Below are 17,243 nucleotides of genomic sequence, written 5' to 3'. Positions count from 1 at the left end.
GTACGGCGCCTTCCATCGTCTATCTCCCTTCGAAAACAGCGTTGTCGGATTTCTCCGGGCCTTCAGACTCAGATGTAGAGTCCGCCCGTGGTCGTTCTCGGCTCGCTCGGTTTGCGGGCGGTCCCCAAGAACAGCATGGGGCCCGACGCGTTCGGGTCCGGTGCGAGCGGAATGTGGCGGTAGGCGTCCAGATCCGCAGCCGCCATCCACCCGCGCATCCGGTCTTCGCTGAAGCCGGGCCACAGGTGGCCCATGGTCTCGCGGTATTCCTCCCGGCCGTGCGCGCGCATGTCCAGCACGACGAGTCTCCCGCCCGGAGCGAGGACTCGCGCCGCTTCGGCCAGCACCCGTCCGGGGTCCACCGAGAAGTGGAGGACCAGCATCAGCACCGCCACGTCGAGTTCGTCGTCGCCGAGCGGGAGTGTCTCCAGTTCTCCTTCCCGCAAGTCGACGTTGTCGTGCCGACCCAGCCGCACCGCCGCCGCCTCCAGCATCTCCGGCGATCGGTCGACCGCGATGACTCGCTTCACGAACGGCGCGACCGTATCGGCGAGCGTCCCCGTCCCCGCGCCCAGGTCTCCGACCGTCCACTCCGGATCGAGCAGTCCGAACAGCGGCGCGAACCGGGCGTCGCGGCCGAACAGATCGTCCCGCAGCGCATCCCAGCCTCCGGCGGTCTCCGAGAAGAACGCCGCCGCGCGTTCCCGGCGCCGGGAGAGGACGCTGTCCGCGCGCTCGGCATCCTCCGCGACCCATGCAGCGTCCGAGAGACTCTCCGCCGCGAGCCGCCACAGATCGTGAGCGTCCGGCTCGAGCGCCCCCTCCAGGCGGTAGTAGCGCGTCTTCCCGTCCTGCCGCCGGCGCACCCAGCCGTCGTCGGCGAGCACCCGCAGGTGTCGTGAGACCGTGGACTGGGGAAGCTGGAGGACGGAAACAAGCTCGGACACCGTGAACTCGTGCCGCTCCAGCAGCGTGAGGATCCGCAATCGGTTCTCGTCCCCGAGGGATTCGAAGCGCGAAATCAGATCCCGCGTCGGGCCACCGATCATCGTTACATCCATAAATCCAAATATATGGATATGATGTGGGATGCGCCACAAAAGGCTTCCCGATACCGGTCGAAATCAGCGGCTCTTCAGGAGCGTCCCGGTTCGAGACGCGTGAGCCCTTCGATGTCGTCGAAGCCCCGGTCGAACGTCGCGATGACCCGGACGTCCCGATTCTTCATGACACCCGCGTGGACCGCATCCCGCGCCGGGATTCCCTCGTGTGAAAGGAGGATGGTCTTCGCCAGGTCGGTGTCGGCCAGCGTGACGTCGAAGACCTCGGGCATGAGGGCGACGAAGAGGTCGTACACTCTGGCCCCCAACTCGCGTCTGCCCAGCCCCGCATAGCGGTAGAGGATCTCCTGCAGGACCTCGGTGCTCGTGCACAGTTCAAGTCCATCGTCCTGCGCTTCCTCCAGAAACCGCACGGACGGATCCCGGTTGGGATGATCCGCCCCCGCGACGTACATCGGGATGTTGGAGTCGACGAAGACCTTCACGACCGGCCGGCTTCGATCTCGGCTATCATGACGTCGATGTCGGCGGTGGGAGCGTCGAGTGCCCGCAGGGCCGCAAGCGGATCGCCGGGTAAGCCCCTCGACTCCCGCTCGAGACGATCCTCGATCGCCCGGCGCACCCAGGCGCCCCTGGAGACGCGCGCCCGGCGCGCCGCCTTGCGGAGGCGGTTCTCGAGAGATCCGGAGATCAGCACCTGTAACCGGTAGCTCGCCATCGTCATCCTCCTCCCACGGGTGAGACCACTCAACGACGACTCATGTGAGTATATACTACCATACTCAAGAGCGGCAACACAGAAAGAGGTGGGGAGAACCGCGGTGCGCACCCCCGTTCCGCGCTTGCCCCGGTCACGGGATCGGCTAGCTTCACGCTCCACGTCGGGGCGTGGCGCAGCCCGGTAGCGCGCCTGAATGGGGTTCAGGAGGTCGCGAGTTCAAATCTCGCCGCCCCGATTTTCCACAAGCTGAAGCACGACAACCTTCTGACCGGACCCAATGCGCCGGCCTTCGATCGTTGGCACCCGGGTCCTCCGCGTTTGCCGCACCCCACGGTTGCGTGCGCATCATCCCCCGTCGATGAGGATCTCTTGAGGTCAACGGACAGAATGGGATGGGATCGGCACCAGCAGGCGGCGAAGCCGGCTGGCGTCGTCATGGCCGGAGAGGGCGGACGCAATTATCCTAATGCCAGCGGATGGGACGAGCGTGGACGGGGGTACGTCGTTGACTCAGCAGCAAGAACTCGAGGTTCTCGAAGGGGTTGGGAGCGCTGACAGGGCGGCCACGCTGGGTGCCGCGCTCGACGATGCCGCCATCGAAGCGGCACTCGCTGAACTGCCCCGGGGCGACAACACTCCGGAGGCGCTGCGTGCCCTCCAGACCCTGAACCGGCACCTCCGCAATCGCCGATGGCCGACCCCTTTCGACCGCACTCGGCACCGGCTCCACTTGGGCGACGCTCGCGAACTCGACTGGATTCCCGATGCGAGTGTGCACTTGGTGGTTACATCACCGCCGTACTGGACGCTCAAGAAGTACAACGAGCACGACAGCCAGCTAGGGGCCGTCCAGGACTACGAAGCGTTCCTGGACGAACTCGACACGGTTTGGCGGCACTGCGCACGGGTTCTGGTTCCCGGCGGACGGGTCGTGTGCGTGGTTGGTGACGTGTGCATTCCGCGCCGGGTGGCGGGGCGCCATCTGGTCATGCCGCTCCACGCTGACATCCAGGTGCGCGTTCGCAGGCTCGGGCTCGACAACCTGACTCCGATTCATTGGTACAAGATCGCGAACGCCGTCATGGAAGCCGGCGGCAACGGAGCGGGATACTACGGAAAGCCGTATCAGCCGGGAGCCGTCGTGAAGAACGACGTGGAGTACATTCTGTTCTTTCGGAAGGGCGGCCAGTACCGTTCGCCCTCGCCGTTGCAGAAGGCCTTGTCCATGCTGACGCGCGAGGAAATGCAGACTTGGTGCCGCACCATATGGGCCGACATCCCGGGAGCCTCGACCGCGATCCACCCGGCTCCGTATCCTGTCGAGCTTGCTATGCGGCTCATCAGGATGTTCTCCTTCGCGGGAGATACGGTCCTGGATCCCTTCCTCGGAACGGGCACGACCTCGATCGCGGCAATCGATACCGGCAGAAACTCGATCGGAGTAGAGATTGATCCGGGTTACTTTGAGACGGCGGCAAATCGGATCCACGACCGCACAGGTGAGCCCTCGTTTGCCGAACCCGCCGTCGCGGATGTCCACTTGGAGTAGTTCGGTCCAGCCACGCGGGCAGGGATGAAGCTCCTGAAGCAGTTTCAAACGGTATTCGAGGGCAACCTCTACCGTCATCGATCGTCGACCCACGGGGACCGCGTAGCGCAATACCTGTACGAGGATCTGTACGACCTCAATCAATCACCGAAGTTCCGCGATCGGGTGGATGACGAATCGGTCGTGCTGGGTTCAGCCAACCGAACACACGGGGTGAAGCACCGCCGGGGCGACGGATCGCTTGGACCCATCGTCCCCGGCGAGTCGGCAATCCAAGACCCTGGGTTTGCGGTAGCGCGAGGCCGGCTCGCGACCATTCAGATTGGTGTCGAGGTCAAGATCCTGGCGAAGGCCATGATCAAGCAGATCGATCGGGTAGTAGGCGACCTGAAGCGTCAGGCCGAGGAGTTCAGGCGCAGCAATCCCCAAGCGATCGCGGTCGGCATCGTAGGCGTCAATCACGCCTGTTCCTATCGATCGGTCGAGGGAGACCGTGTCTACGAGACGGGCAAGGGTAGGTCTGGAGCTCATCCCATCCACGAAGCCCCCGCAGCAATCTTGCGGCTGGACGAGGCCAAGCCTCCGTTTGATGAATTCCTTATCCTCCGGTTCGGCGCAACGAATCGCGAGCCGTACAGCTTCGACTGGGTCGACTCGACGGAGGCGCGACGGGACTACTCGTCGGCCTTGGTGCGGATCGCAGGCTCCTATCAGCACCGATTCTGACCGGACTCCCAATCTGGCGGCCGCCCCGTTTCGACGCGTACAGCGTCCATGTCTGCAGCATCGTCGTTCCGGGGATCGGGTCGGAATCGTAGCTTCCAAAGGAGAGATACGTTGCGGCGTCCCGAAGCCCCCACTCCGTTCTGAGCGGGCGAACCGCGCACCATTTAGCCATGCAACCCGAGTCTGACGAACGATGGATGACCTCCCGTGGCCAAAGAGAACTGGATCTGGCCAACCTGATGCGAGTCATGGAGGAGACAGCAACATTCCTTGATGTGTTGGCGGATATGGCGGAAGACTATGCAGTATGAGGAGTTATCCTGGAATGACCATCAAGGAAGGCGTCGCGCGAGTTAGCGGAGGGCCCGAACTCCACACCATGTGCCACTCAAGAGGGCGCGCGTCGCGACGTGTGACGAGGCGTATGACGTCAAGTCGTAGCGGGCACTCCCGAATGCCAGCGAAGACCTTGGTGCGCGTGGGCGCCTTCGCGGCTGTGCTCCTCCCGATCTGGCCAGCTTCGGCAACCCCACAGCAGGACTCCCCACTCCTCGCGATCGTCGGGGCGACGATCATCGACGGAAACGGGGGGGCGCCGCTCGCGGACGGGACCCTCATCATCGAAGGCGGCCGGATCACCGCCGTCGGCCCCCGCGCCTCGGTGAACGTCCCCGCCGGCGCCGAGGTCATCGACGGGGCCGGAAAGTTCCTCACACCGGGCTTCGTGGACACCAATGTCCACATGTCGCTCGCCTTCGGGCGCGGAGCGCGGGTCGAGGAGCACGCGGCGTACTGGCCGCATCACGAGCGGATCATCCTCCAGGGACTCCAGCTCCACCTCAAGCACGGAGTGACGACCGTCCGGGACAGCTACGGCGTGCTGCGGCCCATGCAGAGGGTCAAGAAGAAGATCGACGCCGGCGAGGAGATCGGCCCGCGCACTTACCTCGCCGGCAACATCGTGGGCTGGGGCGGTCCCGCCTCGGAGACGTTCGCCGGGCTCCCCGAGTCGGAGATCAGCTTCTTCGCCGAGCAGATGAACGACGAGGTCACGCTCGGAAGCGGCGAAGAGATGATCCACATGACGCCCGACGAGTTGCGGGTCGCGATCAACGCCTACCTCGACCACGGCCCCGACTTCATCAAGTACGGCGCCACGCACCACTTCAACTATCCGGCGCCGATCGCCTTCTCGCCGCGCGCCCAGCGCGTGATCGTCGAGGAGACGCACGGGCGCGGGCTCGTGGCCGAGACCCACGCGACGAGCCTTGAGGGCCTCCGCCTCTCGGTCCTCGCGGGGATCGACGTCATCCAGCACCCCGACAACGTCGGGAACCGCACGATCACCGATGAACTCGTTGACCTGATCGTCGAGCGCGGGATCGTGTGCTCGATGCTCATCAACCAGTTCACGGGACCCAGCTGGCAGTTCCACGTCCGCAACATGGAGCGCGCGCGCGAGGATCTCGCCGAGGCCGAGGCCGGGGAGCGCCAGCGGCGCATCCCCCCGACAACCGCCGAGATCCGCCGTCGCGTGCAGGACACCGGACTCCCGCAGCCGGGATCCGTGATGGAGGGACGCTGGACCACTAAACGAACCAACGCGAAGAAGCTGATCGAGGCGGGCTGCATCGTCACCGTCGGGACGGACAACACCCTGTTCGGGCGCGGCGGCGTGGCCGCGGACTTCCTGCGCGAGGAACCCGAGAACATGGAGCACCAACTACCGGGCCTGGGCACGATCTTCGCGATCGAAGGGCTGGTCGAACTCGGCATGACGCCCTCGGAGGCGATCGTCGCCGCGACCAGGAACGGTGCCATCGCGAGCAAGGCGCTCGACGAGTACGGCACCCTCGAGGCGGGGAAGGCGGCGGACATCGTCGTCCTCGACGCGGACCCGCTCGCCGACATCTCGAACATCCGGCGCCTCTCGATGGTCATCAAGGGCGGCTGCGTCATCGACATCGACGCCCTCCCGACGGATCCGATCGCGCTCGACTGGGCCGCCGGGACCCTGCGGGGCTCTCGCTAGCCCTTGTGCCCCCCCCCAAAAAATTGGGTGCTGTGATGTAACGTCCCTGCCACCTCCTGCCATATACCCATCGAGAGCGCGGCTTTTCACCACGCGCGCACGAGTCGTGGGAGTTCAACCCGAGGAGGCAGGAATGCGACACGACAACCGCCGCGGCGCGATCCGCATTTGAGGTGTCCCGTCCTTGAGGGCGCCGGTTTCGTCAGGGCAGGAGGGGCAGCGACACGTAGGACGCGCGTACGGAGTCGTGATGAACCGTGTTGTTCGCGATGCGCCACTTCCGGTCCCGCGGATCCCCCGTGTTCCGGTTGATGTCGAAGTTGGGGAAGCTGCTGCTGTAGACATCGACGCGGATCCGGTGCCCCGCCTTGAAGAGATTCGCGGAGGGTTCGAGGGGGAACTCGAGACGGTAGACTTCCCCCTCCTCCATGAGTCGCGACTGTTCGAACCCCTCCCGGTAGCGCGCCCGCAGGATGCCCTCGGAGACCGGGAACGCGTACCCGCTCGGGTAGTCGGGGCTCGAGGGATGGACGTCGAGGAGCTTCACGTAGAAGTCGGTGTCCGGCGCGTCGGATGAGACGTGGAGGACGGCGGTGATGTCCCCGGCGATCGTCAGATCGTCGCTGAGCGGGGCGCTCTGGAACACGAGCACGTCCGGGCGGGAGGCGATGGGCATGCCGGGGATGCCGTGACCGGGCAGGGTCTCCATCTCGATCTGGTCCCGCGGGCCCATCCCCTGGAAGCCGAACTCGAGGGCGGGCCCGTACGCCACGATGCAGCGGCCGTTGCTGGAGACCGTGTTGCGCGGGTCGTACGTGTAGGTCGTCGATGAAGTGCGCGCGGCAGGCTGCTCCGCCGAGAGCGCGCCTCCCCCGTGAAGATAGAACGCCGTCTCCCGTACCGAGGCCGGGGGCCAGTCCTCCTCGTAGCGCCACTCGCCGCCCTGGTTGATGCGGCCGTTCTCGGCTCGCCGTCCGTCGCCGCCGCCCATGATGAAGTACTTCGCGGGCGCCCACACGTCGGCGCTTTCGTCGCCCTTCAGCCAGCGGTCGAACCACCGGAGTTCGAGGTTCAGGTAGTCGGGATAGGTGCGGATGCGGGCACCCTGTTCGCCGAAGTTCACGTCCCCGATCGACGACGCGAAGTTGTTGTGGGTCCAGGGGCCGATGAGGATGTGCTGGTTCTCCCGCCCGAGGCGCACCATCGCCTGGTAGCCGTCGCTGATCGTACGCGGATACCAGTCGAACCAGCCCACGACCCACAGGATCGGCATGTCCGGGAACGACTCGAAGTGCTCGTCCATGCCCAGCCCCGACTGCCGCCAGAAGTCGCCGTAGTCGTAGTTCTCGAAGTAGAGCTGGAAGGCGGCTTCCTCGTAGGTGGGGGCGAGGCTGAGCGGCGTCTCGCCGCGCCGCCACGGGATGCGTGAGGCCCAGTCGAGGAACGCCTGCCCGGTGCGCATCTCGTTGATGGCCTCGGTGATCTGGGGGTTCGCCCGGGCCTCGTTTCCGTTGGAGGCGACCGAGAGGATCCACTGCAGCAGTCCCAGGTGGAGCGCGCCGCCGCCCTTCATGCTGTACGTGTAGGCGTTCGTCGGCCCCTCGTACGGGATCATCGTGCGCAGGCTGGGAGGGTTCAGCGTCGCGGTCTCGAACTGGACCCACGCCTGATACGACACGCCGTAGGTGCCGACCTGGCCGTCGCAGGAGGAGTGCCGGGCGACCCACTCCACCGCGTCGTAGCCGTCCTCGGGCTCCTGCACGAAGGGGAAGAAGTCCCCCGGCGAGGTGAATCGCCCCCGGCAGTCCTGGACGACCGAGACGTATCCGTTTCGTGCGAAGAACATCGCGTGCTCGATCGAGATCGGACGCATCTTGTCGTAGGGGGTCCTCGCGAGGACGGCGGGAAGTGGCCGCTCCAGCGGCACCCCGTTCTCGGCGGGCAGGTAGAAGTCCGTCATGAGTTCGAGGCCGTCTCGCATCGGGACTTTGACGTCCTTGACGACGACGACATCTCCTTCGGCCCCCACGGAGAGGCGGGGATCGGGCGCTTCGGGGCCGCCGGTCGAGGCCTCGAGGTCAAAGGCGGCACCGAGCCCGGCCATCCCCGCGCCGGCCAGACCGGCTTGAACGAACGTTCGGCGGTCCATCCCGGCCTCCTCCGGTGGTGTGAAACGGGGATGATCGGCGGCGGCAGCCCCGCGCCACTCGATCCTCCGCTCAACCTACGAAGCCCGACCGCTGCGTCCAGACGCTGGGCGTGGCGGTCCAGCCTTCGTCCGTCTTGTGTGGTAAAGCGTCCGCGTCGAAGGTTGGACCGACCTCGCTCCGGGAGAACGCCGCGATGACGGGCAACCAGTTCCACCTCGGCATAGACGTGGGCGGCACCTTCACGGATGCGGTCCTCATCCGTGGGGAGACGGCTCGGATCGATACCGTCAAGGTCCCCTCGACGCCCGCCGATCCCGCTATCGGGTTCATGGAGGCGCTGTCACGCGTGCTCGCGAAGGGCGGGGTCGCCCCCGGGTCGATTTCCCACCTCGTGCACGGGACCACCGTCGCCACGAACTCGCTGATCGAGGGCAAGACCCCCCGGACCGCCTTCATCACGACTGAGGGCTTCGGGGACATGCTCGAGATCGCCCGCCAGGTCCGGCCCTCTCTCTATGACGTCCACTTCGAGAAGCTCCGGCCGCTCGTCCCGCGCGACCTGTGCTGGGAAGTGCCGGAGAGACTGGACGCGGCGGGCGGCGTGCTGCGGCCTCTCGATGAAGACGCCGTACGCGGGATCTCGCGAGCGCTCGCGGAGAGGGGCGTTCGGTCAGTCGCCGTGTGTCTGCTGCATGGCTATGCGAACCCGGTACACGAGACGCGCGTGGGGGAGATCCTCCGGGAAGGAGACCCCGACCTCCTTATCTCGCTCTCATCGAGCGTGTGTCCCGAGTTCCGCGAGTACTTCCGGGCGAGTACTTGCGTCATCAACGCGTGCATCGTGCCCGTCGTGGCGCGCTATCTCGCCGGGATCGAGGAGGGGCTGGGCCGGGTCGGCGTGGAGGCCGAACTGCTCGTCATGCAGTCCAACGGCGGCGTGCTGACGGCGGCGCAGGCCACGAGCAAGCCGGTGTTCATGGTCGAGTCCGGGCCCGCGGCGGGCGTGGTCGCCGCCAACTTCATCGCGGGCCAGCTAGGCCGCGCCGATCTCATCTCCTTCGACATGGGCGGGACGACGGCCAAGGCCGGCCTGATCCTCGACGGGCGGCCCAGGGTCACGAAGGAATACGAGGTCGGGGCGCAGGCCCAGCCCGGTCAGGGGATGACCCGGGCCGCCGGCTATCCGATCCGTACGCCGGTGATCGACCTCGTGGAGGTGGGGGCGGGCGGAGGCAGCCTCGCCTGGGTAGACCCGGGCGGGGGGCTTCGCGTGGGACCCCGGAGCGCGGGTGCCGACCCGGGGCCCATCTGCTACGGGAGGGGAGGGACGGAGCCCACGATCACGGATGCCAACCTCGTGCTGGGCCGTCTGAACCCGGACTACTTCCTGGGTGGCGAGATGGCGCTCGACCTCCACGCGGCGGCCGCGGGAATACGCGAACGCTGCGCGAGACCGCTCGGACTCGACCTGACCGCAGCCGCCCACGGAATCATCGAAATCGCCAACGCCACCATGATCAACGCCCTTCGGCTCGTGACGGTGCGCCGCGGCAACGACCCGCGGGAGCTGTCCATGGTCGCCTTCGGCGGGGCCGGACCCCTGCACGCGAACCGGCTGTGCGAGGAGATGCGGATCCCGTCGCTCGTAGTTCCCCCGAGTCCGGGGACGGCGTCGGCCCTGGGCCTCCTCGTCACCGACCTCCGACACGAGTTTTCGCGTACGCGCGTCATGTCCGCCGCCGACGCGGACACGGAGCGGGTTGGGTCGCTCTTCGAGCCAATGGAGGAAGAGGGCCGGCGGACGCTGCAGCGCGAAGGCGTGGCTCGCGAGAACATGGAGTTCCGGCGCGGGATCGAGATGCGCTATGTCGGCCAGTCCTCCGAGGTGGCGGTTACCTGTCCGAGCGAGGGGCTGGACGCCCGGGCGCTGGCCGACGCGGCGCGGAGCTTCCACCGGGAGCACGAGCGGGCCTACGGACACGGATATCCGGAGCAGCCGGTGGAGCTGGTGAACTTCACGGTCGCGGCCATCGGAAGGATGGCCCGACCCAGGCTGCGGAGAATCGCGTCGAACGGGACGAGCGTCTCCGACGCGCGGACCGGAACGAGACGTGTGTTCTTTGCCGATGCCGGCGGTTTCATCGAGACAGCGCTCTACGAACGGTCGCGGCTGCGCGCGGGTCATGCCGTCGTCGGACCCGCGATCATCGAAGAGGTCGACTCCACGACGCTCGTGCACGCGGGGTACCGCGCGGCGGTGGACGAGTTCGGGAACCTCCTGATCGCCGCCGGAGCGCGGGCATGAGCCCGGACCCGATGGACGAGGTCCGCCTCCCCCGGTTCAACCCCTGGCTCGCGCTTATTCTGCTGGTGCTCCTGGGCCTCGGCTACATCGGGCTCTGGGGCTGGCTGCTGCGAGGGTAGGGTGGGGATCACGTGATGATGGACGGGGTCCAGCTCTCGTGGTGGTTCATCGGCGCGTACCTCGCCCTCATGCTGGGTGTCGGCGTCTGGTTTCGGCGTCGGGTGCGGTCCGTCGAGGACATGGCGGTGGCGGGGCGGAACTCGGGCGTGTGGCTCATCGCGTTCTCCGTCGCGGCCACGTGGATCAACGGGACGACGCTGATCGGGATCTCCGCGCTGGGGGCGGACTTCGGCCTCGACGCCTACTGGAGCGGCGGCTCGTTCATGCTGGGGACGATCTGGATCGCGTACTTCATCATCCCCCGGCTGTGGGGGACGGGGGTGATCACCATACCCGAACTGTTCGGCCGCTACTTCGGGCCCCGCCACCGCGTCGTGTCGCTCGTCCTCATCATTATGCGCGACATGGGCGTGACCGCCGGAACGATCGGGGCGCTGACGCTCGTGACCACGACGGTGCTCGGGATGTCGGTGGGCCAGTCGCTCCTGCTCTGGCTCGGCGTGACGTCGGTGTACGTGTTTCTGGGCGGCATGTGGGCGGTGATGGCGACGGACGCGATCCAGTTCTTCATCATCCTGGCCGGTTCGATCGGGGTGCTCGTGGGGGGGCTCGCAGCGGCCGGAGGGCTCGGCGGGCTGAGGGCCGACCTCGATCCTGCTCTGCTCGACACCTTCGGGCGGGCGGGTGTCACCCAGGTTCTCGCCTGGATCGTCATCGGGCTGGCGATTACCGGGGCGTACCAGGGGCTCATCCAGCGCGGCTTCGCCGCCTCGAGCGCGGCGGTGGCGCGCAAGGGGTTCCTGTACGGAGGGGTCATGGCGTCGATCTGGTACATGACGCCGCCGCTCACCGGCATCATCGCGCGCACGATCTACGGACCGGAGATGGCGGCCGAGGACGCCTTCGTCACGCTCGCGTTCGGAGCGGCGGGGGACGAACTGGCGAGCCTGGTCGTGGTCTGCGTGCTCGCGGCGAGCATGTCCACGCTCTCGAGCACGATCAACACGATCGCCTCGAACTTCACGCTGGATCTGTACGTGCGGTTCTTCGCGCCCGCGGCGAGCGCCGCCAGGCAACTGTGGGTGTACCGCATCAACGTCCTCATCGTGGGCGCGCTGGCCGCGGTCCTCTATCTGGCGCTGCCGCTCCTCATCGAGCTGTTCTGGATCGGGGGACGGATCATGGGAGCCTCGGTCGCGCCCTCCCTGGTCGGCCTCGTCCTGTTCAGATCCGTCCGGGAGGCCCCCCGGACCGTCATGGCGGCGATGCTCATCGGCAGCGGAGTCCAGGCCGGCTGGCAGACGTTCGGAGCGATTCGCGAGGTGGGAGCGGTCGTCATCATCTGGGAGCTGGATCCGATCCTGGTCGGATTGCCTCTTACCATCCTCATCCTGTGGGTTGGAACGCGTCTCGAGACTCGAGCCGGAGGTCGACGTGCCGCCACGTGAGGTCGACATGCCGCCGCGTGAAGGCCGGACGGTGGATCCGGTGCTGTTCGAGGTCATCCGGAACGCGCTGGTCGAGGCGACGGAGGAGATGTCCGTCACGCTGCAGCGGACGGCGTATTCGACCAACATCAAGACACGGCTGGACTATTCGTGCGCCTTCGTGGACGCGGCCGGCCGCATGGTGGCGCAGGCGTTCTGCCAGCCCGCGCACCTGGTGACGATCGGTCGGCTCGTCCCCCGCGCGGTGGCGGAGTACGCGGACGAACACGGAGGCGCGACGCTCGGTCCGGGCGACGCCCTGCTGGTCAACGATCCGCACCGCCAGGCGAGCCATCTCAACGATGTCTTCCTCATCTCCCCCTTCTTCCACGAGGGCGAACTGGTCGGCTACGTGGCCAACTGCTGTCACCACGTCGACGTGGGGGGCGGCGCGCCAGCCAGCATCGGAGCGTTCCGCGAGATCTACCAGGAGGGGATCATCCTTCCCGTCGTCAGGCTGTTCATCGGCGGCGAACTCGCGGAAGACGTGCACAAGCTCTTCCTCGCCAACGTGCGCGCGAAGAAGGAGGTGGCGGGCGACCTGAGAGCGCAGTCCGCCGCGAACGAAATCGGGTTGCGACGGCTGTGCGCGCTGTGGAAGCGCTACGGCGCGGAGACCCTGCGCGTCTACATCGAGCGCATGATCGCGTACAGCGAGCAGCGGCTTCGCGCCGAGTTGGCGGGCCTCCCGCGCGGCGAGTTCGCGGCGGAGGGGTGGCTCGACGACGACGGAATCACCGGCGAGCCCGTTCACCTCAAGGTCCGGATCCGGTTCGATGGTTCGTCCGCCCGGTTCGACTTCACGGGCACGGACGCGCAGCGCGCCGCCCCGATGAACTGCAACCTCACGCAGTGCTTCACGGCCTGCGTCTACGTGCTGAAGTGTCTGGTCGACCCCGACATCCCGCTGAACGAGGGGTTCTATCGCCCGATCGAGGTGGTCGCGCCCGAGGGATCGGCGGTCAACGTGAAGCCACCCGCCGGGGTGGTCGGCGGGTGGGAAGTGGCGATGCGGATCTGCGACGTGATGTTCCTGGCGCTGGCGGGGCCCCTGCCGGAACGGGTGCCGGCCGGCACGAAAGGGATGATCTGCCACGTGGGGTTCGGCGGTCAGGATCCCGAGAGCGGAGAGTACTACTGCTTCCTCGAGACGCTCGCCGGCGGATACGGCGGACGCCACGACTCCGACGGCCCGGACGCGGTCCAGACGCACATCCAGAACACGCAGAACGCGCCGATCGAGGAGACGGAACTCAACTATCCGGTTCGCATCCACGAGTACAGCCTGGTCCCCGACTCGGAGGGAGCGGGCCGGTACCGGGGCGGTCTCGCGCTGTGCCGCGAGTATGAATTCGTGGGGCACGAGCCGACGTTCACGACGCTGGCCGACCGGGCCCGGTTCCCGGCCCACGGCCTGCACGGTGGCGGCGAGGGGCGGCTCGCGCGGTATCTGTTGATCTCGGCCGGGGAAACGCGGGATCTCGGCTCGAAAGCGACCGTGCAGCTTGCGAGGGGAGACCGCGTGCGCATCGAGACCGCGGGCGGGGGCGGGTTCGGGCCGGCGCACGAACGGGATCCGGAGGTCGTGCTCCGGGATGTGCGGGAGGGCAAGATCTCCCGGGCCCGGGCCAGGGAAGCCTACGGCGTGGAGATCCAGCCGGACGCGCGGGCCGTTGACGTGGCCGGGACGGAGAGGCTGCGCGGACGACCCCGCGGATGAAGACCGCCGATGCTGTCGTCATCGGGGGCGGGATCATGGGGGCGAGCGCCGCGCACTTTCTCGCACGGAAGGGATTCGGCCGCGTCGTCCTGCTCGAGAGGGGGCGTCTGGCGGGCGTGAGCACGGGGCATTCCGCCGCGATCATCCGCACGTACTACTCGAACCCGACCACCCTCAAGCTGGCGAAGCGAGCCCTTCACATGTTCGAGAACGATCGGGAACTGCTTGGCGGCGACTGCGGGTTTCACCCCATCGGCTTCCTGCTCCTGATCGGCGAGGGCCTGCGCGGTGCCGGGGAGCACATTCTCCGATCGGAGCGGCGGCACGGTCTCGACATCGAGGATCTCTCACCGGAAGACATCGGCGAGTTCGCGCCCCAAATCTCCTTGCACGGTGTGGTACGCTGCATCCTCGAGCCTCGATCGGGCTACGCCGACCCGACCCGGACAACGGAGAACCTCGTGGCCGCGGCTCGCCCGTGGGGACTCGAGCTCCGCTCCGGCGTCGCGGCCACGGGCGTCCGCCTGCGAGGGGGCCGGGTCGTCGCGGTCAAGACCCGGGACGGGACGATCGAGACGAACGTCGTGGTGAACGCTGCGGGCCCCTGGGCCGGTCGCGTCGGCTCGTGGCTTGGTCTCAGGTACTCGCTGCGCTGGAGCCGGGAGAGCGATCTGTTCGTGGAAATGCCGGCTGGCTTCGGAGATCTCCCCGTGGTGTCCGATCCGGGCCTGCGCTTCTACCTGCGACCCTGCGGCGAAGATCGAATCATCGTCGGACTGGGGGCGCCCAAGGACATCGAGCCGGTGGATCCCGACGACTGCGATTCAGGCCTCGATCCGGGGCTGCGCGAGCGCATCGAGCGCCCGCTGTTCGAGCGGATTCCCGCGCTGGCGAACGCGCGACACCTCGGAGGCTACGCCTCGATCTACACGATCACGGACGACTGGCACCCCATCGTGGGCCCGGAGCCGGGCATCGAGGGCTACTACGCCTTTCTTGGCGGCAGCGGCCACGGATTCAAGCTGGGACCGCCAATCGGCGAAGCGCTGGCCGATGTCATCTGCGGCGAGACGCCGGAGATCGACCTTTCACCCTTCCGGCCGGGCCGGTTCATCGACGGGGAGCCGCTCACCTCCGCGTGGGGCGAAGGGAACCGCGGTTGATTGTTGATTCGTGCTTGAGAAACAGCGGTAATGTCGACTGCGGGAGTCTAAACAGACATATGGGATCCACCGTTGTTCATGGAGTTCCACATAGGTTCATAACATCCTTTAATTGCAACGCGTTACGGAGGATATCCCGCATCTCGACCCGCCGGCCCCGCCTCTTGTAATCCACTGCTACGATTGGGGAATGGATAATGTGACCACTCCACCCGCCGTGCGCCGAAAAACTAAGCCCAAGGGCCGCCATCCACACAAGGCGCTCTCGGCCGCCTTCGTGCGCTCGGCGCCGCCCGGCGGACATTGCGACGGCAACGGCTTGTACCTCTACGTGCAGCGCACCGGAACGCGAAGCTGGATTCAGCGGCTCGTGATCCGGGGCCGCAAGCCCGAGCTCGGACTCGGCAGCGTCGCCCTGGTCTCGCTCGCCGAGGCCCGCGAGCAGGCGCTGGCCAACCGCAAGCTCGCCCGCGCGGGCGGCGACCCGCTGGCCGAGAAACGGCGTTCCGTTGGCATACCCACGTTCGCCGAAGCCGCTCAGCGGGTGGCGGAGCAGAAGCGGGCCGGGTGGCGCAGTTCGACGCACCCGAGGCACTGGTTTCGTAGTCTGGAACTCCACGCCTTCCCGCGCATCGGGGGCGTGCCGGTCTCCGAGGTGACGAGCGCCGATGTGCTGGAGATCCTGACCCCCCTCTGGCACACGAAGGGGCGGACGGCGCGGTACGTGCATCTGTTCAAGAAACCTACGAAGGGCACCGCGCACGCGCGGCCGTCTCTTCGATCTGCTGGCGGTCGGCCTCCAGCCGATGTCGCAGCCGGGAAGTCAAGTCGTTCGGGCTGGAAGTCATGCTCGTACAGCGCTCCTCTCAGCCGCCACCGCTTTCCGGTGTCCGGGTCGCAGGCGGTCACGTAGTTCTTGCCCTGGCGCGGCACCTCCAAGCCGATGTCCTCCAGGGCGGAGACCACGTCCGCGCGGCTCTGCACCGCGCCGTGCTCGACGCGCTGCACCAGGTAGTCGCGGATCAGTTCGCGCGGGTCGGCTCGGTGCTCGAGTCCGGCCCGCAGCTTTGACGCCTCGATGTAGGCGCGATGGCCCGGCCGCTGCACCCTGGCCCGCGCCGGGTCGTCCGGGCGGCTCCAGCCGTGCTCGTGGTTGAAGGCGTCGCGCAGCGGGTCGAACGTCCTCTGCCAGCCGGGCGGCGCGATGTTCAGGCTACGGGCCCGTCTCCAGGTCGCACTGCGCGGCGAGGACGTGCGCGTGGACGCCGCCGCCGCGCTCGCGGTGCAGGACCGCCGTCCACGAGTAGCGGTCCGGCTCCAATCCCGCCCACGCCGTCTTCTCGAACTCGCCGAGGACGGCTTCGATCTGCGCGTCGGTCGGCCGGTCGTCCGGCGCCCACGCGATCACGACGGACGTGTACTTGCGCTCGAACTCCAGCCAGTCGGCGACGGCGGCCACCATGTCCGGGTTCCCGCGGAGGACTTCAACGCCCTCGCGCCTGTGCCCCTCGGCGTCCCGCTCGCCGACGAGATAGTCGACCGCCGTCCGGGCCGAGCCCCTGCCGCGCGGCAAGCACTTAATGTGCATCGCCGCCGTCTCCGTCGAAGCGGGCGATGGCGAGCAGCGACCATGACGGTTCGGCGCTCAGTCATGAGCGCGGGAAGCCGGGGGTTCGAAGGGGGGCGCAGCATCCCCTCGCCAGATCGCAATGTTCAACATTGCGTGGGCAGAGCACGTGAAGCCTGAATCACGGCAAGAAATCGTCTAAGTTCAACTGGGACTGCACGATCTGCCGTTCTTGCCGTTGGGCCATATCTGGTTCTGCCGGACTGAAATAGCGGGATAATGGCGTCAAATGGCGGGCATCCGCGGACGGGCCGCTCGACCCTGTCCTTCGTCTGGGCCCGGTACGGGCGGCACGCCCGGCCAGAAGCGTGAGCGGCGGAGACGCAAGGAACTCCAGGTTCTCGAGCAGTCGTCCGCCCTCGTCGCGCCAGTCGCCGGTGATGATGGCCTGCATCTGGTCGAACCGGAACTCCGACGGCACGCCGCCGACATCGGTGCGCGACACTTCAGGCGCCGTATCCCAACCGGCATCGCCGGGCGCTCGTCGAGCGTGTTGCCACATCCGCCGCGAGTAGCCCAGCGCCACGATCAGCGCATGCTGCTTGCCCCACGGCAGCAGTGAGCCCGCGGTCCTCCGAAGCG

The 17,243-nt window shown here is 67.2% G+C and carries 15 protein-coding genes and 1 tRNA gene; 10 read left to right on the top strand and 6 right to left on the bottom strand.

The genetic code is table 11. The features are described from left to right. Positions 1–68: 68 nt before the first annotated feature. The 3 genes from ACPXY0_RS13205 to ACPXY0_RS13195 form a co-directional block, all read right to left on the bottom strand. Positions 69–1,049 (bottom strand): ArsR/SmtB family transcription factor, encoded by a 981-nt coding sequence (locus ACPXY0_RS13205; protein WP_423925289.1) that lies wholly within the window; start codon positions 1,047–1,049, stop codon positions 69–71. Between the two features lie 86 nt (positions 1,050–1,135). Beyond that, positions 1,136–1,546 carry a type II toxin-antitoxin system VapC family toxin gene (locus tag ACPXY0_RS13200; RefSeq protein ID WP_423925287.1) on the bottom strand — a complete coding sequence of 137 codons (411 nt, stop codon included), beginning with the start codon at positions 1,544–1,546 and terminating at the stop codon, positions 1,136–1,138. Beyond that, complete coding sequence (locus tag ACPXY0_RS13195; protein WP_423925285.1) at positions 1,543–1,779, bottom strand: antitoxin; 237 nt, start codon at positions 1,777–1,779, stop codon at positions 1,543–1,545. The genes ACPXY0_RS13200 and ACPXY0_RS13195 overlap by 4 nt, the downstream gene beginning before the upstream one ends. 164 nt (positions 1,780–1,943) lie before the next feature. Here ACPXY0_RS13195 and ACPXY0_RS13190 point away from each other — a divergent pair. From ACPXY0_RS13190 to ACPXY0_RS13175, 4 genes are all read left to right on the top strand, one after another. Beyond that, a tRNA-Pro gene (locus ACPXY0_RS13190) sits at positions 1,944–2,017 on the top strand. A gap of 270 nt (positions 2,018–2,287) precedes the next feature. Then, on the top strand, positions 2,288–3,331 hold the full coding sequence (locus tag ACPXY0_RS13185; RefSeq protein ID WP_423925283.1) for a DNA-methyltransferase: 1,044 nt from the start codon (positions 2,288–2,290) through the stop codon (positions 3,329–3,331). A 24-nt stretch (positions 3,332–3,355) separates the two neighbouring features. Further along, on the top strand, positions 3,356–4,057 hold the full coding sequence (locus tag ACPXY0_RS13180) for a hypothetical protein (protein WP_423925281.1): 702 nt from the start codon (positions 3,356–3,358) through the stop codon (positions 4,055–4,057). A 454-nt stretch (positions 4,058–4,511) separates the two neighbouring features. Next, entirely contained in the window at positions 4,512–6,089 is a 1,578-nt protein-coding gene (locus ACPXY0_RS13175) for an amidohydrolase family protein (RefSeq protein ID WP_423925279.1), read from the top strand. Between the two features lie 202 nt (positions 6,090–6,291). Here ACPXY0_RS13175 and ACPXY0_RS13170 read toward each other — a convergent pair whose 3' ends face one another. After that, the gene (locus tag ACPXY0_RS13170; RefSeq protein ID WP_423925277.1) at positions 6,292–8,238 is read right to left on the bottom strand and encodes a CocE/NonD family hydrolase; all 1,947 of its coding nucleotides are present in this window, start codon (positions 8,236–8,238) and stop codon (positions 6,292–6,294) included. Positions 8,239–8,432: 194 nt separating this feature from the next. Here ACPXY0_RS13170 and ACPXY0_RS13165 point away from each other — a divergent pair, with 194 nt between their 5' ends. From ACPXY0_RS13165 to ACPXY0_RS13140, 6 genes are all read left to right on the top strand, one after another. Continuing rightward, on the top strand, positions 8,433–10,544 hold the full coding sequence (locus ACPXY0_RS13165; RefSeq protein ID WP_423925275.1) for a hydantoinase/oxoprolinase family protein: 2,112 nt from the start codon (positions 8,433–8,435) through the stop codon (positions 10,542–10,544). Then, positions 10,541–10,663, top strand: a complete 123-nt coding sequence (locus ACPXY0_RS13160) for a hypothetical protein (protein WP_423925273.1) — start codon at positions 10,541–10,543, stop codon at positions 10,661–10,663. The genes ACPXY0_RS13165 and ACPXY0_RS13160 overlap by 4 nt, the downstream gene beginning before the upstream one ends. Positions 10,664–10,678: 15 nt before the next feature. Then, entirely contained in the window at positions 10,679–12,112 is a 1,434-nt protein-coding gene (locus ACPXY0_RS13155) for a sodium:solute symporter family protein (RefSeq protein WP_423925271.1), read from the top strand. Next, positions 12,099–13,871, top strand: a complete 1,773-nt coding sequence (locus tag ACPXY0_RS13150; RefSeq protein ID WP_423925269.1) for a hydantoinase B/oxoprolinase family protein — start codon at positions 12,099–12,101, stop codon at positions 13,869–13,871. Before ACPXY0_RS13155 ends, ACPXY0_RS13150 begins: the two co-directional genes overlap by 14 nt. Beyond that, positions 13,868–15,034, top strand: coding sequence for an NAD(P)/FAD-dependent oxidoreductase (locus tag ACPXY0_RS13145; RefSeq protein WP_423925267.1), 1,167 nt, complete (start codon positions 13,868–13,870; stop codon positions 15,032–15,034). Before ACPXY0_RS13150 ends, ACPXY0_RS13145 begins: the two co-directional genes overlap by 4 nt. A 199-nt stretch (positions 15,035–15,233) precedes the next feature. After that, on the top strand, positions 15,234–15,947 hold the full coding sequence (locus ACPXY0_RS13140) for an Arm DNA-binding domain-containing protein (protein ID WP_423925265.1): 714 nt from the start codon (positions 15,234–15,236) through the stop codon (positions 15,945–15,947). Positions 15,948–16,247: 300 nt separating this feature from the next. Here ACPXY0_RS13140 and ACPXY0_RS13135 read toward each other — a convergent pair whose 3' ends face one another. Further along, positions 16,248–16,622 (bottom strand): hypothetical protein, encoded by a 375-nt coding sequence (locus tag ACPXY0_RS13135; RefSeq protein ID WP_423925263.1) that lies wholly within the window; start codon positions 16,620–16,622, stop codon positions 16,248–16,250. Positions 16,623–16,782: 160 nt separating this feature from the next. Beyond that, entirely contained in the window at positions 16,783–17,106 is a 324-nt protein-coding gene (locus ACPXY0_RS13130) for a hypothetical protein (protein WP_423925261.1), read from the bottom strand. Positions 17,107–17,243: the final 137 nt, after the last annotated feature.

It is taken from the genome of Candidatus Palauibacter sp., from assembly GCF_965237495.1.
GTDB lineage: Bacteria > Gemmatimonadota > Gemmatimonadetes > Palauibacterales > Palauibacteraceae > Palauibacter.
Note: the sequence above shows the minus strand (reverse complement) of the source record. Positions and strands in the feature narration are given on the sequence as shown.